Here is a 25,038-nt window from a genome sequence, read left to right as displayed (position 1 = left end):
CTTCGCGCCAATTCGCGAAATCATGTGGTCGCGTCGTTCAGAACGCAGTCGCCTTCGTCCGAAAGATGGGCATAAACAAGGTATAGGGTGGATTCTGGCGATTGTGCGCGGAGGTGTGGGGATGGGAGCAGGCAAGACGTTGCTGGGTCGAGATCCACCCGTTCAGGGCGAAACAGTGCATGAGAGCGAACGCACGCGCGTGACAAGGCTGTTCCTTGCCGGGCGCACGGTTGTCTGCAAGGAGCCGTTGGGCCCGGACGCGGAATGCCGGCTGCGGCATGAGGAGGTGATCCTGGAGCGGCTGCGTGGTGTCGCTGGAGTCCCGCAGCTGGTGGAGGCGTCGCGGCGTCCAGGGGTGATCGTCGTGGACGATGTCGACGGCACAAGCCTGGCCAGGCGGCCGAAGCCGCTGGCGGTTGATGACCTGATCGGGCTGGCGGTGGGGCTGGCCAGGGCAGTGGCGGGAATGCATCGGCGGGGTTTGATGCACAGGGACATCACGCCGGCGAACATCGTGATCTCCCGCGACGGCGCCCCTTACCTGGTGGATTTCGCCTTGGCGACGCCGTTCGCCGAGCTTTGTCCCGAGTTCACGCACCACACCGAGATCGTCGGGACCTTGCCCTATCTGGCGCCGGAGCAGACCGGGCGTACCGGCCGGCCCGTGGATCAGCGCGCCGACCTGTATGCGTTGGGCGCCACCCTGTATGAGCTGGCGACGGGTGAGCCGCCGTTCGGTTGGGGTGACCCGTTGCGGCTGACACATGATCATTTGGCTCGTGTGCCGGTACCACCCGCCGAGGTGAACCGGGGCGTACCCCGGGCGATGTCCGACATCATCATGCATCTGCTGGAGAAGGAGCCGGACAACCGCTACCAGACGGCCGACGGCGTGATCTACGACCTGGAGCGGTTGCGGGACGCCGACCCGCGTGCGGCGGCTCGGTTGCGGGTCGGCGAGAGGGATGTTCCGCTGCAACTGCTGCCGCCACGGCTGGTGGGACGCGATGACGAAGTAGCGGCGCTGGAGGCGGCGTTCGAGGACGCGATGGCGGGCCGGCGTCGTGGGGTCCTGGTCGGCGGAGCGCCGGGGGTGGGCAAGACGGCGTTGGTCGATGAGCTGCGGCCGATCGTGACGGGCAGTGACGGCTGGTTCGTGGTGGGCAAGTTCGACCAGTACCGGCGGGATCTGGAGTACGACGCGGTCTTTCAGGCGCTTCGCGCATTGGGTCGGCTGTTGCTGGCCGAGCCGGAGCATGAGCTCGCCAAGGTCCGCGAGCGGATCCTGGAGGCGGTCGGCCCGAACGTGGGTCTGCTGACCGCGGTACAGCCGGACTTCGCGGCGCTGCTGGGGGTGCCGCCCGATCCCGGGGATCCGCTGACCGCGCAGGTGCGGGCGCAGCGCACGGCGGTGGACGTGTTGCGGGCGGTCGTGTCGCGGAGACGACCGCTGGTTCTCGTCGTCGATGACCTGCAGTGGGCGGGATGCACGCCACTCGGTGTCGTCGATCTCGTGCTGAGCGAGGAACAGATCGACGGCCTGCTGCTGGTGGGCGCGTACCGCGACGACGACCTGGACGCGACACATCCGCTGGCGGCGGCCTTGTCTCGATGGCGTGACCAGGCTGAGGTACGGCACCTGCGGCTGGTCAACCTGCCGGTGTCCGGCGTTGCCGCCATGGTTGCCGAGATGCTCCGCGTGGACCGGGCCGCGGCGGCGGGCCTGGTGGAGCTGATCAACCCGTACACGTCCGGCAATCCGTACGAGACGGTGGAGCTGCTCAACGCGCTGCGCCGTGAGGGCGTGCTGGCCGCGACGGCCGCCGGGTGGCGGTGGGACGCGGCGGCGGTGCGCGCTCACCTGGGCCAGTGCGAGGTCGCCGGGCTGCTGGCGGCGCGGGTTGAGGCCCTGCCGACGCAGTCTCGGCAGGTGGTGGAGACGATGGCGTGTTTCGGTGGGCGAGCCGAGCTGAGCGCGCTGCGGGCCGCCGTCGGTGGGCCGGCCGGCGTGGTGGAACAGCGGCTGGCGCCAGCCCTCGACGGGGGGTTGCTGGTGTTGGAACCCGGGGTACGCCAGGCGGTGCGGTTCCGCCACGACCGGCTCCGCGAGGTGGTCCTGCGCGGGTTGGGTCCGCAGCGGCGCCGTACCCTGCGGCTGACGATGGCGCGACGACTGGCCGGGGTGCCGGAGCGGTTCGCGTGCGCGGCGGAGCTGTACCTGCCGGTGGTCGACGCTGTCAACGACCCGGCGGAGCGGCGGGTGGTAGTCGGGCTGCTGCGGCGCGCCAGCGACCAGGCGACGTTGATCGGGAGCTACGCACTGGTAAACGCGCTGCTGGCCGCCGCGGTAGGGCTCATCGACCCGGGCGACGTCGCCACACGCGTCGCGGTGCACACCCGCCGGCACGCCGCGCTGTACAGCCTGGGATGCCTGGAGGAGGCGGACGAGGAGTACCGCACGATCGAAGGGCTGTGCACCGACGCCATGGACCGGGCGGACGCGACGGTGGTGCAGGCGCGCAGCCTGACCCACCGGAACCGTTTTGCGGAGGCGATCGGGTTGGGCATCGAGTCGTTGCGTGCACTCGGCATCACCCTGCCGGTTGCGGACCGGCTCTCCACCGAGCTCGACCATCAGTTCGATCATCTGTACCGGTGGCTGGAGGACATCGACGCCGCGGATGATCTGGCTCGCCCGGAGATCACCGACGCGAGGCTGCTCGCCACGGCCCGTCTGATCAACGCGATCCTGCCGGCGGCCCACATGTCCGCCGACCACGCCACGCTCGCCGGGCTGAGCCTGGAGGCGGTGCGGATCTGGATCGAGCACGGCCCCGCCTGTGCCCTCCTCGGACCGGTGAGCCACATCGCCTTCGCCGCTGGCGCAACGCTCGGCGACTACGCCGCCGGGTGGCAGGCGATGCGGCGGATCCTGGCGCTGGGCGAGGCCCGCTGCTACGAGCCCGACACCTCGCAGGTGCGCTTCCAGTCCGCTCTGCTGAGCTGCTGGTTCGAACCGGTCGAAAACAGTGTCCAAACAGCTCAGCGTGCCCGGGCAGGGCTGATCGCGGGGGGCGACCTGGCCAACGCCGGGTACACCTACCACCCAACTGTTGTGGGACTGCTGGACAGCGCGCCATCGCTGGACGTCTGCGTCGCGGAGGTGGAGGCCGGGTTGGCCTTCGTTCGGCGGACCGGCGGCAGGCAGATCGGCGAACTGTTCGACAGCTACCAGTGGCTGGCTGGTGTGCTGCGCGGCGAAAGCACCATCGAAGTCGGTGAGGCGGTCGACGCCGACAGGTACGCCGACAACGTCCAAGCGCTTCTCAACGCGCATGTCACCCGCGCGTTGGCCGCTGCCATCTTCGGCGATCAGGTCGCGCTGGCGCGGCACACCACGGCGGCAATGCCGCTGCTACCAAGGGCTGCCAGCCTCCACACGATCGGCATGACCCACCTGCTACACGGGCTGGCCCTCGCCGGGCAGGCCCGCGACAGCCACGGTGACGAGCGCGGCGGTCTGCTGTCCGAACTGGACGATGTGACTGAGTGGCTGGCCGCACGGGCCGCGAACGCGCCGGACAATTTCCTGCACCTGCTGCGGTTGTTCGAGGCGGAGCGGGCCTGGGCCGTCGGCGACTTCCGCGCAGCCGTCCTCGCCTTCGACGCCGCCCGGCGCGAGGTCGCCGGCCGTCAGCGGCCATGGCATCGGGCCCTGATCACCGAACGGGCGGCCCGCTTCTATCTGACCCACGGCGTCGAACAGGCCGGCTGCGACCTTCTCGCCCAAGCCCGCCGGGAGTACCTTGCCTGGGGCGCGACGGCGAAAGTCGACCAACTCGACTGGGCCTACCCGACCCCGCGGCCACAACCCGACGCGTCCACTGGGCAGCCTGGCGACCAGTCCGATGACTTTTGCCATCGTCGTTCCACCGTCACGACCGGAACGATCGATCTGCTCGGCGTTCTGTCCGCGTCGCGGGTGCTGAGCTCCGAGACGAGCATTGAAGGGCTGCACTCCCGTCTGGTGGAGGTGCTCAGCGCGATGACCGGCGCCACGGCCGTACTCCTGCTGCTGTGGAGCGACGACCGGCAACAATGGCTGCTGCCCGGCGGCGCCGGTGGCATCATCCCGCTCAGCGGCACCGGCCACGAACACACGGTACCGATGTCCGTGCTGCGCTACGCCCAGCGGAGCCGCGGACCGCTGGTCGTGGGCGACGCCACCAGCGACGACCGCTTCGCCCGCGACCCGTACTTCGCCGACCTCGCCTGCTGCTCGGTGGTCGCCCTGCCCATCGTCAGCCGCGGCGCGCTACAGGCGGTGCTGCTGCTGGAGAATCGCCTCATCCGCGGAGCGTTCACCACCGACCGGCTCGACGCTGTCAAGCTCATCGCCGGGCAACTTGCCGTCTCCCTGGACAACACACAGCTGTACGCCGCGCTCACCACGTCTCGTGCGCGGATCATCACTGCCGCCGACCAGACCCGCCGGCGTATCGAGCGGGACCTGCACGACGGCGCTCAGCAGTGGCTGGTCGCGCTGGCGCTGCAGCTGCGCAGTGTGCAGGCTGCGGTGCCGCCCGAGCTCGACGCGCTCCGCGCGCAGCTCGACGGCGCCGCCGCCGGGGCAGTCGGTGCGCTGGACGAGCTGCGCGAGATCGCCCGCGGCATCCATCCGGCGATCCTGACCGAGGGCGGCCTCGGCCCGGCGCTGCGCGCGCTCGCCCGCCGTTCGGCGATCCCGGTCCACCTGGACGCGCACGTGACGCGGCGGTTGCACGAGCATGTCGAGGTCAGCGCGTACTACGTCGTCGCCGAGGCGCTGACGAACGCGGCCAAGCATGCGCGGGCCTCGGCCGTCACGGTCACCGTTGAGACCGACGCCGCCGACAGTGTCCTGCGCGTCGCGGTTGAGGACGACGGCGTCGGTGGTGCCGACTTTGCCCGCGGCACCGGCCTGGTCGGCCTCAAGGACCGTGTGGAGGCGCTCGGCGGCCGGATCTTTCTCCACAGCCCCCGCGGTGCGGGGACCAGCCTGCGCCTGGAGCTGCCGTTCACCGCCGCGAGAACGCCGAGTTAACGGCCGATCCTGCTCGTCGAGTTGGTCAGTGGTTGCGAGATTGTGCCAACTCCCTCACCCGCCACCTCCATGAGACGTTCCGGGCCGTCGCGTTCGTGGTGGCCGATGGTGGAGCGGTGGCGCGACCGGGCAGACCGTGCCTCGAGCACACCGGTCGCGCTCTGCTACTGCGTGCTGTACAACGGCCGGACCGTCACCGGGTCCATCCTGGGCGGCAGGGGCCTCAAGTAGCGAAGTGCTCTGCCTTGACATCGACGAACTATCGGCATAGGCAGTGTACGAAGGAGGTCCGATGACCAATCTCGCCCGCCTGGCCGACGCCGCGCTCGAGCGGTTCGGCGACCACCCGTCGCTGTGGTTCGAGGGTTCCTGGTACACCTCCGGCGCTTTGCACGACACCGCCGCCCGCATCGCCGGCGGGCTGTGGGAGCTCGGGGTCCGGCCCGGTGAACGAGTCGTGGTCGTGATGGCCAACTGCCCCGAGGTTTCGATGGTGTACCAGGCCGTCTGGCGGGCCGGCGCGGTCGTCACTCCGGTCGTGTTCCTGGTGACCGCCCAGGAGCTGCAGCACATCCTGGCCGACTCGGGCGCGGTCGCCGTGGTGACCAGCCCGGAGCTGGTGCCGAAGTTCGGCGACCTCGGCGTGCGGACACTCGTCGTGGGTACCGCCGGGTTCGACGAACTGCGCGCCGCGGACCCGCTGCCGATCGTGGACGTCGGGGCGGACGCGCTGGCGGCGCTGCTGTACACCGGCGGCACCACCGGGCGCAGCAAGGGCGTGCCGCTGACGCACGCCAACCTCTCGGCCGCCGGCGCGTCGTCCCGGGCGGTCAGCTACACGCCGGGGCTCAACCTGGGGCTGACCGCGCTGCCGATGTCGCACTCCTACGGCATGCTGCTCACCGTCGGCGCGTTGCACGCCAAGGAGGCGTCCGTCGCGGTCCTGCAGCGGTGGTTCGACCCGGCGGCCTGGCTGGCGCTGGCCGCGCAGCACCGGGTGCAGGTCGCCGCCGTGGTCCCCTCGATGCTGGTCATGCTGCTCGCCCACGATCCGGCGAAGCACGATCTGAGCACACTGCAGCGGGTGTACTCCGGGGCGGCCCCACTGCCGCGCGCGGTCGCCGAGGCCTTCGAGCGGGCGGTGCCCTCGGCCCGCGTCCTGGAGGGCTACGGCTGCACCGAGACCGGCGGCATCCTCACCGCGACCCCGCCCGACGCGCCGCGCCCCGGCACCGTCGGCCGGGCCGTGCCGGGCGTGGAGCTGCGGCTGGCCGAGGACGGCGAGATCGTCGTGCGCGGCGCCAACGTGATGAGCGGCTACTGGCGGGGCGAGCCGGTCGCCGGCGGCTGGTTCGCCACGGGCGACATCGGGCGGCTGGACGAGGACGGGTACCTCACCATCGTCGACCGCAAGAAGGACATCATCATCCGCGGGGGCTTCAACGTGTACCCCCGGGATGTCGAGGATGTGCTCGCGCAGCACCCGGCCGTGGCGATGGCCGCCGTCGTGGGCCGCCCCGACGAGCGCCTCGGCGAGGAAGTCGTGGCGTTCGTGGTCCTGCGGGAGCCGTGCGAGCCGGCCGACCTGGAGGCGTTCGCCGGCGAGCGGCTGGCCCCGACGAAGCGCCCGCGGGACATCCGCATCGTCGAGGAGATCCCGCTGACCTCGGTCGGCAAGCTCAACCGCAAGGCACTGCGGGCGTCCCTGCGACCGTGACCTTGCCCTGACGCCGGTGTCAACGCTTAGTGTCGCGGCAATGAGGTTCGCCGTCAGCTACAGCACCCCGTACCACGGTGTCGATCCCGACCGCATCGTCGCTTTCGCCCGGCACGCCGAGGAGTGCGGTTTCGAAGGGCTGTACCTGCCCGAACACATCGTGCTGTACCCGGGCGCGACCATCGGCGGGATGGAGCTGCCGCCGACGCTGCCGTACCCCGATCCGCTGGACTGCCTGGCCTTCATCGCCGCCGCCACGAACCGGATCCTCCTCGGAACAGCCGTGCTGCTGCTGCCGTACCGGCACCCCGTCATCCTCGCCAAACAACTGGCCACGATCGACGTGCTGTCCAAAGGCCGGATGCGGCTGCTGACCGTCGGCCTCGGCGGCCTGCCGGGCGAGGCCGCGGCGGTCGGCGTGGACTACGCCGGCCGGGGCCGTCGGGCCGACGAAGCGATTGACGTCATGCGACTGCTCTGGGCCGGCGGCGCCGACGGCGTCAGCTTCCACGGAGAGTTCTTCGACTTCGACAGGCTCGTCAGCTTCCCGAAGCCGCACGGTGGCGCCGAGCTCCCCATCCATGTCGGCGGCTCGAGCCGGGCGGCGGCCCGCCGTGCCGGGCAACGTGGCGACGGATACTTCCCCGGCGGCATGCTCACCCCGGACGAGCGCCGCGCACAGTTGAGCCTCGCCCGGGCGACGGCGCTCGAGGCCGGCCGCGACCCGCAGGCGCTGGCGTACACCAGATGGGCGTCGACCGGACTCACGCCGGATCGGGTCGAGGACTTCGCCGCGCAGGGCGTGACCCGCCTCGTCGTCAACGTGGCCGCCACCGATCCCGCCGAGCAGCGCGACGAGATGTCGGCCTTCGCCGACCGGTTTCGCCTCGCCGACGTCGCCGGGTGAGCCATCCGCACGATCGCACCATCCGCTCTGTGCCGCTGGTCCCGCGCGGCGATCGGGTTGACGCTCGTCGAAGCCCGGTGCTTCGATTGGTGTAGTTCCAACGAGCATGAGGCGGCGGTGTGCGGACAACTGAGCCACTGCACGCCACGATCGTGGCGTTCGACGTCGAGCGGTCCGGAGGCCGCGACGATCACCTCATCCTGCGCATGCGCTCGGATCTGCGGGACATGGTCGCCGAGGTGCTCCGCCGGCAGTCCATCGATCCGGGCATCATCGACATCACCGACCTCGGCGACGGACTACGGCTGGTGGTCCCCGCGCAGGTGCCGCCGAGCGAGCTGCTGGACCCGTTCATCGCCAACCTCGCCGCGAACCTGCGTCGGCACCGCAGGACGGCGGCTCCGTCCGCCCGGCTGCGGCTGCGGGTCGCGGTGCACATGGGTCTGCTGCATCGCGACGACGGCGGCTGGGCCGGTCTGGCGTTGGTGCACTGCGCGCGCCTGCTCGACTCGGCGGTCCTGCGCCGGCACCTGGAGGCGGCCCACCGTGCCGACCTTGCGGTCATCCTGTCGTGCGACGTCTTCGAACAGGTGGTAGGGCCGGGGTACGGCCTCGACCCGGACGCCTGTGGCCAGGTGCTGGTCATGGAGAAGGAGACGAGCGTACCCGCGTGGATACATGTGCCCGGCTACCCGCACCCGTCGACGGTCCCGGTGGTCGAAGAGCCGGTCCCGGCAGCGCCGGACGCCGCACCGGCGCCGATCGTTGCGGTGCGGCCCGCATCGGGTGGGCGCTGGCGGCGGGCCGCGCCGAGGTTCTGGAGCGCGGCCGTGGTCGCGGCGGGGTCGGTGGCCGCCCTCGCCTGGCTTGCCGGTGCCGGCCCGCGGACTGGCTGGGTCGTGCCGCTGGCCATGCTGCCGGTCTGCCTGGCGGCCGGGGTGTGGCATGCATGGCCGCCCAGCGCTGTGACCTGGCGGTCGCGGCATCCCGAGTTCACAATCCGGATGCTGGTCGGTGACCTGTTCACGCAGGTGGACGCGGACCTGGTGATCGGCTTCACGGACACCTTCGACACGTCGGTCACCGGCGACCGGATCATCGCCGGCGGATCGGTGCAGGGTCAGTTTCTGGTCCGCGAGTACGGCGGTGACAAGGCCCGTCTCGACGCGGACCTGGACCTGGCGCTGGCCCCGGTTCCGGTCGCCGCCGTGGAGCAGCGCTCCGCCAAGCGGCTCGGCAAGCTCAGCCGGTACCCGCTGGGTACGGTCGCGGTGCTCGGCCAGCCCGGCCGCCTGCGTTACCTGGCCGCCTACAGCCGGATGGGCAACGACCTGGTGCCGCGCTCGTCGGTCGGTGGCCTCTGGCACAGCCTGGCCCAGCTATGGGACGCGGTGTACGAGCATGGCCAGCGTCGGCCGGTCGCCATGCCGGTGGTCGGGTCCGGTCTGGCGCGCATCGACCAGCTCGGCCCGGAGGCGCTCGCCCACCTGATCCTGCTGTCGTTCGTGGCCCGGTCCCGGGAGACACCGATCTGCCGGGAGCTGCGGATCGTCGTGCACCCGTCGGACGCGGCCCGGTTCGACCTGCGTGCACTGGGCCGTGTGATCGACAGCATGTAGTCCGGGCCGGGGGCGGCCGGTCGTCACGGGCGTCTGGCGAACGTGGCGAGCCCCGCGAACCGGGTCGGCCGCCGCCACTCCGTGCCCCGGTCGTCGACGTCGCAGCCGGCCAGCCGGAGCCGCTCCACCAGTTTGGCCCGGCTGCTCTCACCGCCGTCGAAGTCGACGTAGTTGATGCCGCCGAGGTCGGCCATCGGCCTGATCGCGCCGGCCCGGACCACAACGGTCCGCTCCCGGTACTGGTACAGCGCGGCCCCCAGCTCCATCAGCACGTTGGGCCGCGGCTGGCCGGCCGGGACCAGCTCATGCCCGTCCTCGCGGTCCCGGCGCAAATCGGGGTGCAGGTGGACCACGTCGTCCGGGGTCAGCAACGCCACGATCGCCCGTGCCTGTGACAGGCCGTTGCGGATCACGTCGTGCAGGATCGGCGACGGCCCGAAGCCGGCCGCCCCGACCAGCGGCTCCCACTCCAGGGGGCGCAGCCCGACCAGGCTGAGCAGCTCATACATCCGGCCGGTGAACTCGTCGTCCCGGCCGTGGATGACGAAAATCCCCCGGTCGGGCGGCGGCGTGGTCCGGGCGGACGATGCGGACAGCACGGCCACGGACGGAGCACGGGCCACGAACCGGAACCCGCGGCGGGCGTCACCGGCCCGGAGGCTCACCCCCTTGCCGGTCCACTCGACCATGCCGATCTCGTGCAGCCGCAGCGCCACCGCCGCGAACTCGACCGGCGAGAGCTCGTCCCGCACGTCGGCGGGGAGTCCGCCGTAGAGCACCTCCAGGCTCCGCGGGTCGCCGGCCGCGACCTCGGCGCACAGCAGGGCATGGACGACGACGTCGGTCTCGGCGACCTCCACCTGCTCGATGTGCATCAGCGCGCCGGAGACCAGGCCGAGCAGGACGCCGGGCAGCGTCGTCGTGTCGAGCTGCTGGAGCACGGCCGCGCCGACCAGGCCGGTCACCGCGGCGGTCGCCACCGCCGGAAGCAGCCTGACCCGCCAGGCACCGGACCGCATCTCGAACGCCGCCAGCGGATACTCCTGCTCGATGAGCCCGTGCAGCCAGACCCGTGCATCGACCGGATCGAGCCCGAGCGTGTCGCCGAGCCGGTGCACCGCTGCCGCGTCCACCAGCACGGACTCGCCGGCGGCCGGATCCGCGGCCCCAAGCAGCGCCAGCGGCCAGGAGGCGGTCACTCGACCGCGTCCTGATCCAGCACGTGCCACGTGTCGAAGACGCGGGTGAGGACCGCGTTCACCCCGGCCGCATCCCGGCGCAGGATCTCGCCGTCGATCAGCAGGCGCTCGCCGTGTCGTTGCCGGAGCCGTTCCACCAGGACGGACATGCCCACCTTGCCTCCAACGCCGAGAAACCGCATCCCCGGCCGGCGGTCGACGGTGAACGCGGCCAGCCACAGTTCGATACCGGCCGGCCCGTCGAGCGGCACCAGCGCCAGCCGGACCGTGGCGCCCTGTCGGATCCAGTCGTCGACGTGCCACGCTATCGGAAGATCCATCAGGACGAAGACCGGGCGCGCCTGCCGCAGCCGGGCGTCGACCGCCTGGTCGAAGAGCGTCAGGTGGGTGGTGAGCGCCACCACCGGTACCGGACTGAGCCACGCCTGGACCGCACCGGGCGTCATGCCGTCGGGCAGCAGCCCCAGCCGGACGACCGGCTCGCCGCCGTGCCCGCTGGTGGTGAGCAGGGCGCCGACGAGGTCTGGCAGCGCCGGCTGCGCCGGCAACCGGAACTGTTTGGCCAGCACCGCACGGCTCATCCACACAGCGCAGGCGAAGGCGCCGCCGAACGACTCCCGGGCCTGCCGCGGATCCGTCAGCTCGGTGACCTGAGCCGGCAGCCTTTCCCGCAGGACGACCTTCTGCCGGTCGTACTCCAGCCCGTCGTCGAGCACCGGGCGGCGCTCGGCGACGATGTTCAACCGGCCCGCCAGTTCGGAGTCGACCTCGTCGACCGCAGCCCGCAGCGCCTCGGCGACCTCGAGCTGCTCGGCCCAGGCGATTGAGGGCAGGCCGGCCCGGTCCAGTGTGTGCCGGGCCTGCTCGTAGCAGGCGCGCAGCACATCCTCGGCCGGGGCCTCTCCCACCTCGTGCAGCAGACGATCCCAGGCGGGGGCCGGGTCGGCGGCTTCGAACCGGGCCAACCGGGCGTCCGGCGCAAGGTCGGCCGTCAGGTCGACCCGGCGCAAGCCGCCGAAGCCGCGGTCGATCACGGTGGCGATGGCGGCCGGGGCCATGCAGCAGCGCAGTACCGCGGCCGCCACGGTTACCCGCAGGGCCTCCGGCGCACTGGGACCGGCGAGCCGCAGGCCGGCCGCCAGGTGCCCGCCGTACTCCGGATTGTCGGCGAGGAGCCGCCGGGCCGGTTCGACACCGACCACGCCGGCCGCGAGCGTTGTCGCGAACACCTCGTGGACGCGCTGCGACCGGTCGACCATCTCCCGGAACGTCTCGCGGAGCGCGAACCGGCGAACACCCCGGCCGGCGAGCTGTCCGGACAGCGAGGCGACCAGGCCGAACGCGGTCGACGCCTGCAGCTCGTGGTGCAGGCCCTCGTGCGTCTCGACCAGCATCTGCTCATCCGGGTCGTGCACATTGGCGGTGACCAATGACCATGATCCGGTTCCGTCGTACCCCCCGAGCAGCACTGAGGCGAGGCCGCCGCGGGAGCACGCGAACGCCGCCCCCGCGATCATCGGACGCCAGTTGTCATCATCGGTTCATGACCGGCGAAACGTTACGATGCGCACGCCATCATCTTGGCGACGTCCTTCGGTTCGATCAATTCGGCAGCTATGACGGAACCGATGCCTGGGCGTTGATGATCCCGAGTCCGGGCGAGCAGCCGGGCGAGTCGGCGCTCTGGTCGATGACCGAGCTGCACGAGGCACTCCACCACGATCTGCAGTGGTCGTCGGGCTGGGGGCTGCTGTCCAGCGGGGTGGGGATCGCGGCCCGCTCCGGGTATCGCCGGCTGGCCTTCCGGGAGCTTTTCCTCCGGATGGTCGACCTCTCCCGCGAAACGCACGAGACGTACGCGACGACGATCTCCGCGACCATCGGCGGGATCGGCGACGCGCGCGCACTGCTGGCCGGAAATGCTGAATATCTGGCGTACCTCGACCGGGGTCTTGCGCTGGCCGATGCCTCCGGTGACTGGCCCTGGCAGTTCCGCATCGCCGCGATCGACGCGGTACTGCGGGTCTGCATGCGGCCCGCCGTGTCGATGGACCTGCTGCGGCGCGGCTTCCGGCAACTGAACATCGGTGACTTCGAGCCCGGCCGGGACGGCCCGGACCGGCGGCTGACCGCCTTCGAGCAGGCGGGCGGGCCGGCGTCCTGGCCGGCGTTGTTCGAGCGGCTGCTCGCCGAGTTCCCGGACCGCGGCGGCGACACCGGCGCGGCCGTACCGCCGGCCGACTCGCCGGACTTCGACCGGCTGCGCCGCTTCGAGGAGGAGATCCTGGGGCCCCGTTGCCACGCCCACGCCGGAGCGGTCCTGGAAAGGGCCGGCCTGGCCTCCGTCGGCACGCGGCAACAGTCCGCTCTGGCCACCGCGTTCCGGTCGGCGATCATCGAGGTGAGTCCCGAGGTCGCGCCGTTGGTCACCCTGGTCAACGAACGGCGGCCGGCGTTCGAGGAGACGCTGGAACTGCACCGGCAGCGGGTCTGGTTGCGCCCGCCGCTGACCGCCGAGGTCGTACCGTCCGCGCATCTGCGGGACACGGGCGCGTTCCGGTCGCTGGACGGCGAGGGAGGGCACTACGTGTGCGGACTCTGGCTGGACCGGGCCGTGGCCGCCGGGCAGTTCGACCTGGGTGACCGGGCCGTGCCGGATCCGCTGGTAGCGGTGGCCGCGGTCGACGGGGCCAGGATCCGGCTCGGGCTGCTCCCGCCGGACACCACGCCGGCCGAGTGCCAGGCCGCACTGCCCGGCTCGCCGCTGCTGGTGCTGACCACCCACCACTCGCTCGCCAGGCACGCGACGGTGCTGGCGACGCTGCAGACCGTCGAGCCGGTGTTCGTGCTGATGGACCTGCCCGTCGATCGGCACGTGCGGCAGTGGGTGTCCAGCGGCATCCTGGTCCGCCTGGCCACGTGGGACGTCGGCGGGCTCACCGTGCTGATGCTCGCGGTCACCCGCAACCATCCTTTCCGGTTCCTCTGCATCGGCACGCCCGGCGGCATGTACGTGCTGGCCGACCAGCTTCGCCGCCGGTATCCCGGGCAGGTCGTCACGGAACCCGCGCTGCTGGACGAGCACCCGGTCGCGACGCGCCGGGCCGTGCGGTTCGCCCTCGATGCGTGGCACCTGCTCAAACAGGGCGGCCCGGGGGCGTAGGTACCCGCCGCGCGGTGTGCTCATGTTTTCGGCAAGGGCGCGATGCGTTCTGTGTGGGCGGCGGCGAGAATCAGGTAGGCGGCGGCGGTCCAGGTGTAGGCGCGGTCGCGCAGGCCGGCGCCGGTCTTGGCGTCGAAGTTCTCGGCGAACCCGGATTGTTCGCAGAGGGCGCGGAAGCGGGCGCTGATGTCGTCGGCCAGGTCGGTGTGGCCGGCCCGGCGCAGGCCGTCCTCGATGAGCACGGTGGACGGGGCCCAGATCGGGCCGCGCCAGTATCCGTCGGCCTCGTAATGCGGCGAGGTGGGCAGCTCGGTGGCGGGTCCGAAGGCGGTGAGATGCCGGCGGATCCGCGCGGCCACCGTGTCGCGGACCTGGGTCGGCAGGCCGTCGCCGAGTGCGATGGCCATGAGGTCCAGCAGGCTGTCGCTGGTCCTGGTGTGTCCGGTCGTGGCGCTTCGGGCGGCGAACCGTTCGCCGTCCCAGAGGCGTTCGAGCATGGCGGCGCAGAGCTGTTCGGCCGCCGCGGTCCAGCGGGCGGCGTCACCGCCGCGGTCGAGGGTCTTGGCGAGGTCGGCGAGTTCGTGAAGTTGGAGGACGAGGAAGGCGGCGAGGTCGGCGCTCTGGACCACGCGTTCGTGGTCGAACGTGGTCGCGTTGTCCCAGCCGCTGTCGTTGCCGTGGTGGTAGTGCGGCAGTTCCTCGCCCGGTCCCCGGCGGTTGTCGAGCCAGAAGGTGCTCCAGCGGGCGAGCGCGTCGTAGGCCGCTTCCAGCTCGGCGACGTCGAGGTCGGGGAGTCGCCGGCGCAGCTGGCGCAACGTCCAGCCGTGGATGGGTGGCTTGACGAAGTTGTAGAGCACCTCGGAGTGGGTGATCGAGTCGGGCAGGGCGCCGGCCGGGTCCTGGTGGTCGAAGACGATGCGGAACTGGTGCCAGGCGAGCTCGGGCCGGCCGTCGGCGAGGGCGAGGGCGTTGAAGCAGTGGTCCCAGCTCCAGACCTTGTCCATCCAGTGCTTGGACATCAGCACCGCCGGGCGGGTGACGAACCCGGCCGGGCGGACGGTGGCCGACCACAGCACGTAGGCGGCAAGCTCGGCGGCGGGTGTCTGCGGGCCGCGCCACGGCGCCACGGCGTCGACGAACGCGGTGAACTCGGCCTCGGCTGCTTTGACGACCTCGTCGAAGGTACAGCTGGCGCGGTACGGCGGGCGGGCGCTGTCGAACTCCTCGATCGAGACCTCCCAGGGTTCGTCACCGGCGACGGCCAGGCCGCGTTCGCCGGTGCCGAGTGCCTGTGCGCCTGTCGCTTCGGCGGTGCCGGCCAGGACTGTGACGCGGTATCGGCGGCCGGTGCCGTAATCGGTGAACACGTGGGCGCCGTCGACGGGGTCGCGGTAGAAGTACGTGCCGCTGAACGGTGTCAGCGCCGGATCCGCGGCGCTGATCGCCAGGCCGAGCCCGTGACCGCGCAGCCGGACCGTGTCGACGGTTTCATACGCGAGCTCCACCTGGCCGTCGTCGCCCGACCAGACCAAACGGGAGGGCGAGGCCGAGACGGCCGCTGCCGCCTCGGCGCCCGACCTCGTCGGTACCAGCCGCAGCACCGCGTGTAGTCCGGTCTGGTGCGACACCAGGTGCAGGTGCTCGGCGTAGGTCTTCTCGGCCACGACCGGCGAGATGCCGAACCAGGATCCGGCGTAGCTGAACGGAATCTCCCGCACAGAGAACGCCGGGCCGGTGGTGGTGCTCATGCTGCGACTCACTTTCTGCGGCGGTTCAGTCCTTGACGGCACCGGCGGTGACGCCGGTGGCGACGTAGCGCTGCGCAACGACGAGCAGCACGGCGGCCGGGATGGAGGCGACCACGGCGGTGGCCATGATGGCGTTCCACTGCTGGTTGTTGTTGCCGATGTACTGGTAGATGCCCAGCGTGATCGGGCGCGCCCGGCCGCCGCCGTCGAGGGTGCTGGCAAAGACGAAGTCCGACCACGCCCAGAGAAACGCGAACAGGGAGACCGTCACGATGGCGTTGCGGCTGACCGGCAACACGATCGACCAGAACGTGCGCAGCGGCCCGGCGCCGTCGGTGCGGGCGGCCTGCAGCAGCTCGTCGGGGATGCCGGACATGAAGGCGGTGAAGACCAGCACCGCGAAGGGCACGGCGATGGTGGAGTCGGCGAGGACCAGTCCCGGCCAGGTGTTGAGCACACCGAGGTTGAGGTAGATGGCGTAGAAGCCCATGGCCATGATGATGCCGGGGATCATCTGTGCGGCCAGGAGAACGAAGTCGAGCAGGCCCGCGCCGCGCGGGCGCAGTTTCGCCAGCGCGTAGCCGGCCGGGGCGGCGAGTACGACGGTGAGCGCGACCGTGCCCAGGCCGATGGCGAGGCTGGTGCCGAGGAACGGCAGTTGCTGGTCGAGTACCGCACGGTACCCGTCGAACGTCGCATCGATCGGGAACAGGTGCGGCGGCTGCCGGCGCATGTCCTGCTCACGGGTCAGCGAGACGTTGACCATCCAGTACACGGGAAACAGCATCACCGCGGTGAACAGCAGCCCGAGCAGGGTGAGCCACCGGTTGTTCGCGCGTCTCATGGGCGGGCCTGCCTGCGCTGCAGCCGGATGTAGAGCAGCCCGAACGCCAACGCCATGACGATCAGCAGGTTGCCCACCGCCGCCCCCGGTCCGAACTGCGGCAGCAGGTTGCCGAAGCCGAGCTGGTAGGACCAGGTGGCCAGGGTGGTCGAGGAGTCCACGGGCCCGCCCCTGGTCATGATCCAGATGATGTCGAAGACCTTCAGCGTGTACACGAGGCCGAGCAGCAGCGTGATCGCGGAGACCGGGCGCAGCAGGGGGAACGTGATGCGCCAGAACTGCTGCCACCCGCTCGCCCCGTCCAGGCCGGCGGCCTCGTACAGCTCGGCCGGGATAGCCTGCAGGCCGCTGTAGAGCACGACGAGGTTGAACGGGATGCCGATCCAGATGTTGGCGATGATCACGGAGACGAGCGACCAGTCCGGCGAGGTGAGCCAGTTGACCGGGCCGAGGCCGAGCGTGGACAACGTAGCGTTGACGATGCCGGAGTCGCTGTTGAGCATCCAGGACCACGTCGATGCCGACACGATCAGTGGCAGCAGCCACGGTACCAGGAACAGCGCTCGCAGCGTCGCGGAGAGCCGGAAGTGACGGTTGAAGAACACCGCCAGGGCCAGCCCGGCGGCGAACTGGAACACGAGCGAGGCCGCGGTGAACACCACCGTGTGGACCAGCGCCGGAACGAAGGTCGGATCGTCGAACACCGCCCGGTAGTTGTCCAGACCGCTGAACGATGCGCCGCCCTGCACAAACGAGCGCACCGTGTAGTGCCGGACACTCAGGTCGATGTTGCGGTACAGCGGATAGGCATAGAAGGTGGCGAGATACACCACCACCGGGGCCAGGAACGCCCACCGCACCCAGCCGCCGCGCCGCCGGCGACCCGCGGGTGAGACGGCCCGAGCCGTCTCACCCAGGGCCCGCACGGCCACGGTCGTGCTCGTGGTCGATGTGTGGTTCAACGCGGCGGCCTATTTCGTCGCCGCTGCGGCCGCGGTCTGTGCGGCGGCGAGGGCGTCGGCCGGGGACTTGGAGCCGCTGAGCGCCGCCTGCACGGCGGTCCACATCGGCTGGGAGATCTTCGGGTACTTCGTGCCGAGGTCGTCGCTGGTGCGTCCCTTGGCGGCCTTGACCGCATCGACCCAGACCTTCAGCTCGGGGTTGGCGGCCACCTGCTTGTCCTGCACGGCGGTGGTCGGCGCCACGTAGTTCAGTGTGCTCACGGTGGTGTAGGAGTTGTCGGTGCTGGTCAGGCACTGCACGATCTTCTTGCTCACCTCGTAGCGGGCGGTGTCCTTCTGCACGGGGATGCTGACGAACTCGCCGCCCGTCGGGGCCGGCGCGGTGCCGCCGCCCTTGGCCGGCACGGGGATGATGCCGTACTCGAAGCCGGCTTTCTTCGCGTTGCCCAGCTGCCAGGTGCCGTTCTCGGCGAACGCGTAGCCGCCGGTGGCGAACTCCTGCCAGCTCGTGGTCTGCGTGTTGTTGATGACGGAGTTGGGCGCGTAGCCCTGCTTGAGCCAGTCGGTCCACAGCTGCAGCGCTGAGACCGCGTCCGGCGAGTCGAGCTTGCGCAGGTCCGCCCCGGACCCCCAGTACCACGGCAGGAACTGGAAGCTGCCCTCCTCGGTGCCGATGGCGGAGAAGGTGATGCCCTTCTTCCCGGCGGCCTTCACCTTGCCCAGCGCCGTGGTCAGCGACGGCCAGTCCTTGATGGTGGCGATGTCCACGCCGGCGGCCTGCAGGACCGCCTTGTTGTAGTACAGGGCGAGGGTGTTCGCGCCGATCGGCACCCCGTAGGACTTGCCCGCGATCGTGCCGGCCGCGAGCAGGTTCGGCGAGATCGCGCCGGTGTCCAGCTTGTTCTCCTGGGTGGTGGTCAGGACGCCGGCTTCGGCGAGCGTGGAGACGACCGGGTTGTCGACGATGAGCACGTCCGGGGAGTTGCCCTGCTGCGCTGCCAGCAGCGCCTTGTTCGTCAGGTCGCTGGTGTCATAGCCGGCGCGTTTGACGGTCACGCCGGCGTCGGTGCCGCACTTGCTGAGCAGCTGTACCCACTCGGAACTGCCGTCGTACTGGGGGTACGGATCCCAGATCGTGTAGGTGCCCCCACCGGTTGCACCACTCCCGCCGGTGTCCGACGAGGAGCAGGCGGTCTGGGTGCCGACGACGGCGAGCGGGACCAGGATGGCGCCGAGGAGACGACGCCGGAGCGATGACATGGGCATGATGCACCTTCTGCGGGTGGGGTGTCCGGCTGGTCGCAGCCGTTTTGGGGTGTACCGGACAGGGCGCATGAGCGGAGGCCGTGACGTCGTCGCGGGCGAGGACACCACACTTGCCTCGGAATACGAATCGGTTCGACCCGAAACATAGGAGGGTTCGAGCCGTCGGTCAAGAGCAAACCGCAGGGCTGCGCGAAGGTACCGGACTGCCCGCTCTGGCGCCCCGCCGGAGACGACCGCGGCCACGTTCGACGTGTCGTTGACGCACTGCCCCGAGGTCGACTACGTTGTGATGAATCGGTTCGACCCGCGAATGGCGCAGCGGGTGAGGCTCCGGCAAGCTTGCCGCCGGTGGCTGGACACGTGGGCGGTCGCGAGGAGCACCATGAATATCGGAGAGATCGCCCGCCGGGCCGGCGTGTCGCGCAGCACGGTGTCCTATGCGCTCACCGGCAACCGGCCGGTCTCCGATGCGACCCGCCAGCGCATCCAGGCCGTCATCGACGAGTTGGACTACCGCCCCAACGCCGCCGCCCGCGCGCTCAAGGAGGGCCGGACCCGCACGCTCGGACTCGTCATCCCGCCGGCCAGCCGGCGGCTCACGGACATGCAGCTGGGCTTCGTCGCCACCGTCGTCGAAGCCGCTGCCGGCGCCGACTTCGACGTGCTGCTGTCACCGTCCGGAGGCGACCACGACCGATCGTTCGAGCGGATCGTCACCGGCCGCCGCGTCGACGGCGTCATCCTCATGGAGATCCGGCTCGAGGACGACCGGGTCTCCCGCCTGCAGCGCAGCGGCCTGCCGTTCGTCACGATCGGTCGCACGCGCGACGCCGCGGACATGTGGTCGGTCGACATCGACTACACCGTGCTCGTCTCGCGATGCGTACACCACCTCGCCGACCTGGGGCACCGGCACATCGCCCTCATCAACCGCTCCGCCGAGCTCGTCGCCGCCGGTTACGGCCCGGGCCACCGCGCGCTCGCCGGCTTCACCGAGGCCATCGCCGAACGCGGCGTCGCCGGCTTGGACGTGTGCTGCGACGACGACGCACCCGCCGGCGAAGCGTGTATCGAGCGGCTGCGCGCCGGGCACCCCGAGATCACCGCGCTCGTGACCGTCAACGAGGCCGCGCTGCCGGGCATCCAGCGCGGCCTGGAGCGGGCCGGCCTGCACGTCCCTCGCGACTTCTCCGTCGCCGGCGTGGCCGCCCGGCACTGGGCCGAGGACTTCCGCCCGCCGATGACCGCCGCCGACGTGCCGACCCACGACATGGGCGCCCAGGCCGTCAACCTGCTGCTGGAACAGCTGACCACGCCCACGGCGCATCCACGGCACCTTCTGCACACCCCGCCGATCTCGCTGCGCGCCAGTACCGGACCGGCGCCCCGGCCAGGTATCTGACCGCCGGGTGGCCCCGTCGGCGACCGCGGCCCGCCCGCAGGCGGCGGGTGTAACCCGAGCGAGCCGCCACGGCCCGAGCCCCCGGCCTTGGTGGAAACTCCATCAAAGCCGGGGGCCCCACTGCGATCCACGGGATGCTCAGCCGCGCAGTGTCCATCTCTGGTTGGCGCCGTTGAGGCACTGCCACACCTGGATCTTGGTGCCGTTGGCGGTACCGAAGGCGCTGGCGTCCAGGCACAGCCCCGACTGCCCGCTGGTGACGGTGCCGTCGGCGTTGACGTTCCACTGCTGGTTGTTCTGGCCGTTGCAGTCCCAGATGATCACCGGGGTGCCGTTGGCGGTGCCGCGGCCGGACACGTCGAGGCACTTGGTGCCGTACACCGTCAGTTGCTTGCCCGCGGTGTAGGTGAACCGCTGGTTGCTGCCGTTGGAGCAGTCCCACAGTTGCACCTGCGTGCCGTTGGTGGTGCTGGCATTCGGCACGTCGGTGCACTGGGAATCGAGGTCTGGTGGTCGGCCGACAGGTTGTTGCCCGGCGCGGAGCCGGCCGGGCAACAACCCGGGTCGGCACTGGGCGTCAGGTGCGCGTGCTCCATTTCTGGTTGACGCCGTTGAGGCACTGCCAGATCTGGATCTTGGTGCCGTTGGCGGTACCGAAGGCGCTGGCGTCCAGGCACAGCCCCGACTGCACGCCGGTGACCGTGCCGTCGGCGTTGAGGTTCCATTGCTGGTTGGTCTGGCCGTTGCAGTCCCAGATGATCACCGGGGTGCCGTTGCTGGTGCCCTTGCCGCTGGCATCCAGGCATTTGTTGCCGTACACCTGCAGTTGCTTGCTCGAGGTGTAGGTCCACCGCTGCGACGGCGCACCCGTGCAGTCGTACAGCTGGGTCTGCGTACCGTTGGTGGTTGCGCCGTTGGGCACGTCGACGCATCGGCCGGACTGGCCGCCGACCAGCTCCACGCCCTGCTGGCCGCCGGAGGCAGGGGTCACGTAGATGGCGAACGCGTCATGCGATGCCTGGAAGGTGAATGGCACGTTGATGGCGCCGCCGGAGACGGTCATCGTCTGGTCGAGGACCACCTGCGGTGCGCTGAGCGTTGCCTGGTCCGGGATGCGGTCGACCACGACGTGGACGCTGCCGTTACCGGCCAGCCAGCTGTTGGACGAGACGCCGTTGAAGGTCACCGTCGCGCTGCCGGTGTAGCCGTTGCTGTCACCGATGATCGCGACCGCCCGGCGGTTGCCGCTGTCGATCGAGGCGGAGATCGCGGTGCTGTCGACCTGCCCGGAGGTGTTGACCAGCGTGCCGGTCATGTCGGCGTAGGACCGCATCGCCCACCAGTTGCCGCTGGTGGTCCAGGCTCCGTTGCTCTGGGTCAGGATCCCGGTCAGGTTGGGCGTCATGCAGCACACCCAGTTGCCCCGCATCGCATTGGTGTAGCCGGACTGCGCGAACCGGGCCAGATACCAGGAGGTGACGCCGGCCGTCTGCCGGTCCGCGGGCTGGTACTCGTTCGCCGACAGCGGCCGGGCGGGGATGCCGGCGGAGGACAGCTGGCTGTTGAGGGCCTGCGCCACCGTGACCGGGTCGTCGACGTCACCCTCGTCGTGGTTGGTGATCCAGTCCGGTACGGTGCCCGCCGACTTGACGTGGTTCAGGAACGTGCTCCACTGCGACGGCCGGGCCTGCGGCGTGTAGGCGAACGACGGGCCGACGATCTTCGCGCTCGGGGCGACCTTGCGGATCTCCCGGTAGGCGGTGTCCCACATCTGGAAGTACTGGGTGCTGTTGACCCCGGCCTTCCAGAAGACCGAGATGTCCGGCTCGTTGTCGATGTCGTACGCGAACGACACACCGCTGGCCTGCAGGGCGGCGACGGTGGTGTCGATGAACGTCGACCAGTTGGAGCAGTTGCCGTTGTCGCACGGGTAGACGGTGTTTGACGGCTGGCCGCCGTTGAGCCCGTACAGGTCGCTCAGCAGCACCTGGTACTGCGGATGATCGCCGACCTGGTTCAACCGGCGGGCCTGGGCAATGATCGAGGTGATGTCAGCCTGGGTCGCGGAGCCGTACTGGTAGTTGTCCTTGATCCAGCCGCCGGAGAACCACCCGCCACCCCGGAAGGCGTTGAGCTTCAGCGGCTGGATGAACTGGTCCGCCGGGAGCGTGGCGTCCTGGTTGATGCCGTACAGGACACCGGCACCGACCAGTGTGGACGTTCCGCGGCTGGAGGCCAGGTCGACGCTGAGCGCCTTACCGGTGGCCGCCTGGCTTTCGCCCGCCAGGGCCAGCGGGACGGCGGCCGCCAAGACCATGCCGATCACGATCGCGGCTCTTGTGACAAGCCGGCTCCGTGTTCTTGTGCGTTGCATCGATGTCTCCTCGGGCGAGTCGATGATGGGAACGGGGTGTTGTGGTGGGTCCGGGTGTGCCTGGGCCGGCCCAGCAGCGATCGCGGGGCGAGCCGGCGGCTCGTCCCGGGCAGAGCGGATGGGTCAGTGCGCCAGTGCCGGTGCAGTGCTGTCGTGCGGGGAGAGGGGTGGGGTGAGTAGCAGGTGCGGGGCGCGCCGGCTGGTGCGGTTGTTCGTTCGGGGAGCAGGGCGACGGCATGCGTGCCCATGTCCAGGGTGGGGACGTCGGCGGGCGGTAGCCCTCCGCGCGGTGGCGGGCGGCGACGCCGACGATGGACAGCTCTGAAGGCCTGCGATGCTGGCCCGCTCGATGCCGCACTGGATCCCCGGCAGCGCGGCCTCGTTGATTGTGACGATGCCGGTGACCTCGAGGTGACGCCGGCGCAGTTGTTCGAGGCATGCCTCGCCGGCGGCTGGATCGTCGGCGCACGGCAGGCTCAAGTCGGTCAGGCCACATTGGCGGGCGGCCTTGTCGAGCCGGCGGCGACCAGTTCGGTGGGCACGGTAGACCGGTCGACACGGAGGGGAGCGCGCCGTCTTCGGCGCACCGAGCGACCGGCCGGTCGTCACGCGCATCGTCATTGCCCCAGATGGCGCAGCGCGAGCGGCCGGTTCGTCCCGGCCTGCAAGAGGCCCTCGCCGCGCGATCGTGAGACTGCGCAAGCTTGCCGCAGCAGCATGACCGGGGGAGGTGCCGTCAGAAACGTGGTGCGCCTCCTACGACGGAAAGAGATGGGCGGGATCGAACCGATTCGTCAACACCGTAGATAGGTACCGTTGCCGATGTCAACGGGGTGTCTCGACCATGAAGGGCATGTTTCCGAGACGTCTTGGTCGGCCCGACCGGCGCCGGCGCCCGACCCTCCACGACAGCGGAAGGTTCTGGACCCGGCGAAGGCTGACCGGGGCGCGAGCATGGACCGGAGGTCGGGCCTTGCCGGGCCGGTGGAGATGAGGCCGGCAACGAGGAGAACAGGCGCCGGTTCTTGCGCTAATGCTTGGATCCGGCGCCGGCCTGGCCCGGCAGAAGGAGGTCGCGTCCATCGGGCCTGAAGGTGTGGGGCGAGGCGGACAACGCGGCCAAGGGTCGCACCAGCGACAGCCCAGCGTTCCGGACTCTTCGGGCGGCTCGGGATCCGGCATGACCCGCTCGGTGAAACTCTCATCGGGCTGGCGCTGACGCGATGATGCTGTTCCCGGCTACCGTCCCACGCCAAGGGCGGCGACATTGCGCCACCACCCGCCCCGGCATCTCTGCGGCACGCCTGAGAGGTCACATCGTCGAAGGTGACCACGAGCCACTTCCTACACCCGCCCAGACACCTCGTTGACATCGAAGACAGGCGGTCTCTATGGTGTTGCGCGAATCGGTTCGACGCCCATCCCTGGACCCTTACCCCCAGGAGCATCCCCGGTGGAACGCGACCCGGGCCCAGCTGCTGCGCACCAATGCGCTCGGCGCAGACTGACGGGCATGGTCAACGTACATCCAGATGCTTGGGTCTCACCGCACGCGATTTTGACCGGAGAGGTCACCGTCGGCGCGGGGTCGAGGGTTCTCGACCTTGCGGTGATCCACGCGGTTCACGGTCCGGTGGTTATCGGGCGCGATGTCGTGGTGATGGAACACGCCGTCCTGCGGGGCAGGGTTCAGCACCCGCTCGTGATCGGTGACTCGGTGATGGTCGGTCCGCAGACCCATCTCAACGGCACCCATGTCGAGGATGAGGTCTTCATCGCCACGGGCGCATCGATGTTTCCCGGCTCACGTGCCGGCGCCGGTTGCGAACTGCGGATCAACAGCGTCCTGCACGTGAACTCCCGCCTGGCACCGGGAACTGTTGTCCCCATCGGCTGGATCGCGGCCGGTGATCCCGCCGAGTTGTTCTCGCCGGACCGGCACGACGACCTGTGGGCGGTACAGAAGAGCCTCGACTTCCCCGGCACCGCCTACGGCGTGGACCGCGACACGCCGATGCGGGAGATCATGCGACGCCAGTCGCAGCTGTACGGACCGGAGGGCAGTTAGCCGTCCATCGTTTCGCTCGCCGAACCGGCGCCTGCACCGTCAACCGTGTACCCACGGTCACCGGGCACGGGTTGCACTCTGATGCCCGCGGCGGTAAGGAACTGACGGATCTGCGAGGCGTGCTCAACGACGTGCAGCGGCAGGCTGCCGACACTCACCGCGAACAGCATTCCGTGGTATCGATGGGCGCTTGGAAGCGGCCGAGCGGCCGTCTCCTCGGTGAGGCCGGCAAGGGTCTGGCGTACACGGCCGCGGCACCAGTCGACGTACCCGAGCAGCTCGGGCTTGGTGAACCTGCGGTTGGGGAAGCCGTAGGTGTTGTCGTCAAACGGTTGTGGCGGTGCCCACGGCTCGAACTCGCCGGCCAGGTCATAGTCGAGCGTGCTCAGCGCATGGTAGCCGAGGAACCAGGGAGCCGAGCCGTGCAATCCGCCGTGCGGTGTCGGAGCCGTAGGCGCCTCGTCCGGCCACAGATCCGTCTGCCACAGCTCGTCGGGGCAGTCGGTCAGCGCCGTCTCCATCAGCCGCAGCGCCTGTTCGAAGTTATGGGCCATGCTCTGTACAAACGCGTTCGACATCCTGCCGGTATAGCGCATATCGGCAGACCTGGCACGGACACGCGCTCTTGCCGCCGTTCGTGCGCGGCTCGGGCCGGTGTTCGCATTAGCCTTGGTGTGCACATCGAG

16 protein-coding genes are annotated in these 25,038 nt (G+C 70.3%); 7 read left to right on the top strand and 9 right to left on the bottom strand.

Annotated elements, in window-relative coordinates:
• Positions 1–121: 121 nt before the first annotated feature.
• The 4 genes from ACPPVO_RS34150 to ACPPVO_RS34135 all read left to right on the top strand — a co-directional run bounded on the left by ACPPVO_RS34150 (position 122) and on the right by ACPPVO_RS34135 (position 9,326).
• Positions 122–5,083, top strand: coding sequence for an AAA family ATPase (locus ACPPVO_RS34150; RefSeq protein ID WP_426502660.1), 4,962 nt, complete (start codon positions 122–124; stop codon positions 5,081–5,083).
• Between the two features lie 292 nt (positions 5,084–5,375).
• The gene (locus ACPPVO_RS34145) at positions 5,376–6,800 is read left to right on the top strand and encodes a class I adenylate-forming enzyme family protein (protein WP_426502659.1); all 1,425 of its coding nucleotides are present in this window, start codon (positions 5,376–5,378) and stop codon (positions 6,798–6,800) included.
• A 40-nt stretch (positions 6,801–6,840) separates the two neighbouring features.
• The gene (locus ACPPVO_RS34140; RefSeq protein WP_426502658.1) at positions 6,841–7,707 is read left to right on the top strand and encodes a TIGR03619 family F420-dependent LLM class oxidoreductase; all 867 of its coding nucleotides are present in this window, start codon (positions 6,841–6,843) and stop codon (positions 7,705–7,707) included.
• A gap of 119 nt (positions 7,708–7,826) precedes the next feature.
• Positions 7,827–9,326 (top strand): macro domain-containing protein, encoded by a 1,500-nt coding sequence (locus tag ACPPVO_RS34135; protein ID WP_426502657.1) that lies wholly within the window; start codon positions 7,827–7,829, stop codon positions 9,324–9,326.
• Positions 9,327–9,349: 23 nt separating this feature from the next.
• Here ACPPVO_RS34135 and ACPPVO_RS34130 read toward each other — a convergent pair whose 3' ends face one another.
• Positions 9,350–10,525 (bottom strand): TIR domain-containing protein, encoded by a 1,176-nt coding sequence (locus ACPPVO_RS34130; protein WP_426502656.1) that lies wholly within the window; start codon positions 10,523–10,525, stop codon positions 9,350–9,352.
• A complete protein-coding gene (locus ACPPVO_RS34125) occupies positions 10,522–12,042 on the bottom strand; it encodes a hypothetical protein (protein WP_426502655.1) in 1,521 nt (506 codons plus the stop codon). Before ACPPVO_RS34125 ends, ACPPVO_RS34130 begins: the two co-directional genes overlap by 4 nt.
• Before the next feature lie 125 nt (positions 12,043–12,167).
• On the opposite strand from ACPPVO_RS34125, the gene ACPPVO_RS34120 reads away from it, so the two are divergent.
• Entirely contained in the window at positions 12,168–13,688 is a 1,521-nt protein-coding gene (locus ACPPVO_RS34120) for a hypothetical protein (RefSeq protein WP_426502654.1), read from the top strand.
• Between the two features lie 20 nt (positions 13,689–13,708).
• On the opposite strand, the gene ACPPVO_RS34115 is transcribed toward ACPPVO_RS34120, so the two are convergent.
• The 4 genes from ACPPVO_RS34115 to ACPPVO_RS34100 are packed head-to-tail and all read right to left on the bottom strand — an operon-like array spanning position 13,709 to position 18,502.
• A complete protein-coding gene (locus tag ACPPVO_RS34115) occupies positions 13,709–15,436 on the bottom strand; it encodes an amylo-alpha-1,6-glucosidase (protein WP_426502653.1) in 1,728 nt (575 codons plus the stop codon).
• 25 nt (positions 15,437–15,461) lie between these two features.
• Positions 15,462–16,280, bottom strand: a complete 819-nt coding sequence (locus ACPPVO_RS34110; protein ID WP_426502652.1) for a carbohydrate ABC transporter permease — start codon at positions 16,278–16,280, stop codon at positions 15,462–15,464.
• Positions 16,277–17,242 carry a carbohydrate ABC transporter permease gene (locus tag ACPPVO_RS34105; RefSeq protein ID WP_426502651.1) on the bottom strand — a complete coding sequence of 322 codons (966 nt, stop codon included), beginning with the start codon at positions 17,240–17,242 and terminating at the stop codon, positions 16,277–16,279. Before ACPPVO_RS34105 ends, ACPPVO_RS34110 begins: the two co-directional genes overlap by 4 nt.
• Before the next feature lie 9 nt (positions 17,243–17,251).
• The gene (locus tag ACPPVO_RS34100; RefSeq protein ID WP_426502650.1) at positions 17,252–18,502 is read right to left on the bottom strand and encodes a sugar ABC transporter substrate-binding protein; all 1,251 of its coding nucleotides are present in this window, start codon (positions 18,500–18,502) and stop codon (positions 17,252–17,254) included.
• Positions 18,503–18,890: 388 nt separating this feature from the next.
• On the opposite strand from ACPPVO_RS34100, the gene ACPPVO_RS34095 reads away from it, so the two are divergent.
• The gene (locus tag ACPPVO_RS34095) at positions 18,891–19,910 is read left to right on the top strand and encodes a LacI family DNA-binding transcriptional regulator (protein ID WP_426502649.1); all 1,020 of its coding nucleotides are present in this window, start codon (positions 18,891–18,893) and stop codon (positions 19,908–19,910) included.
• A 138-nt stretch (positions 19,911–20,048) separates the two neighbouring features.
• Here the strand turns inward: ACPPVO_RS34095 and ACPPVO_RS34090 are convergent, their stop codons facing one another.
• Positions 20,049–20,393, bottom strand: coding sequence for an RICIN domain-containing protein (locus ACPPVO_RS34090; RefSeq protein WP_426502648.1), 345 nt, complete (start codon positions 20,391–20,393; stop codon positions 20,049–20,051).
• Between the two features lie 94 nt (positions 20,394–20,487).
• Positions 20,488–22,227 carry an RICIN domain-containing protein gene (locus ACPPVO_RS34085; RefSeq protein ID WP_426502647.1) on the bottom strand — a complete coding sequence of 580 codons (1,740 nt, stop codon included), beginning with the start codon at positions 22,225–22,227 and terminating at the stop codon, positions 20,488–20,490.
• A 1,570-nt stretch (positions 22,228–23,797) separates the two neighbouring features.
• Here ACPPVO_RS34085 and ACPPVO_RS34080 point away from each other — a divergent pair.
• Positions 23,798–24,352, top strand: coding sequence for a gamma carbonic anhydrase family protein (locus ACPPVO_RS34080; protein ID WP_426502646.1), 555 nt, complete (start codon positions 23,798–23,800; stop codon positions 24,350–24,352).
• Here the strand turns inward: ACPPVO_RS34080 and ACPPVO_RS34075 are convergent.
• Positions 24,349–24,930 (bottom strand): hypothetical protein, encoded by a 582-nt coding sequence (locus ACPPVO_RS34075; protein ID WP_426502645.1) that lies wholly within the window; start codon positions 24,928–24,930, stop codon positions 24,349–24,351. The two genes, ACPPVO_RS34080 and ACPPVO_RS34075, sit on opposite strands and share 4 nt — an antisense overlap.
• Positions 24,931–25,038 lie beyond the last annotated feature (108 nt).

Origin of the sequence: Dactylosporangium sp. McL0621 (assembly GCF_049995355.1) — a bacterium.
Taxonomy (GTDB): Bacteria; Actinomycetota; Actinomycetes; order Mycobacteriales; family Micromonosporaceae; genus Dactylosporangium.
This window is presented reverse-complemented; position numbering and strand designations above follow the sequence as displayed.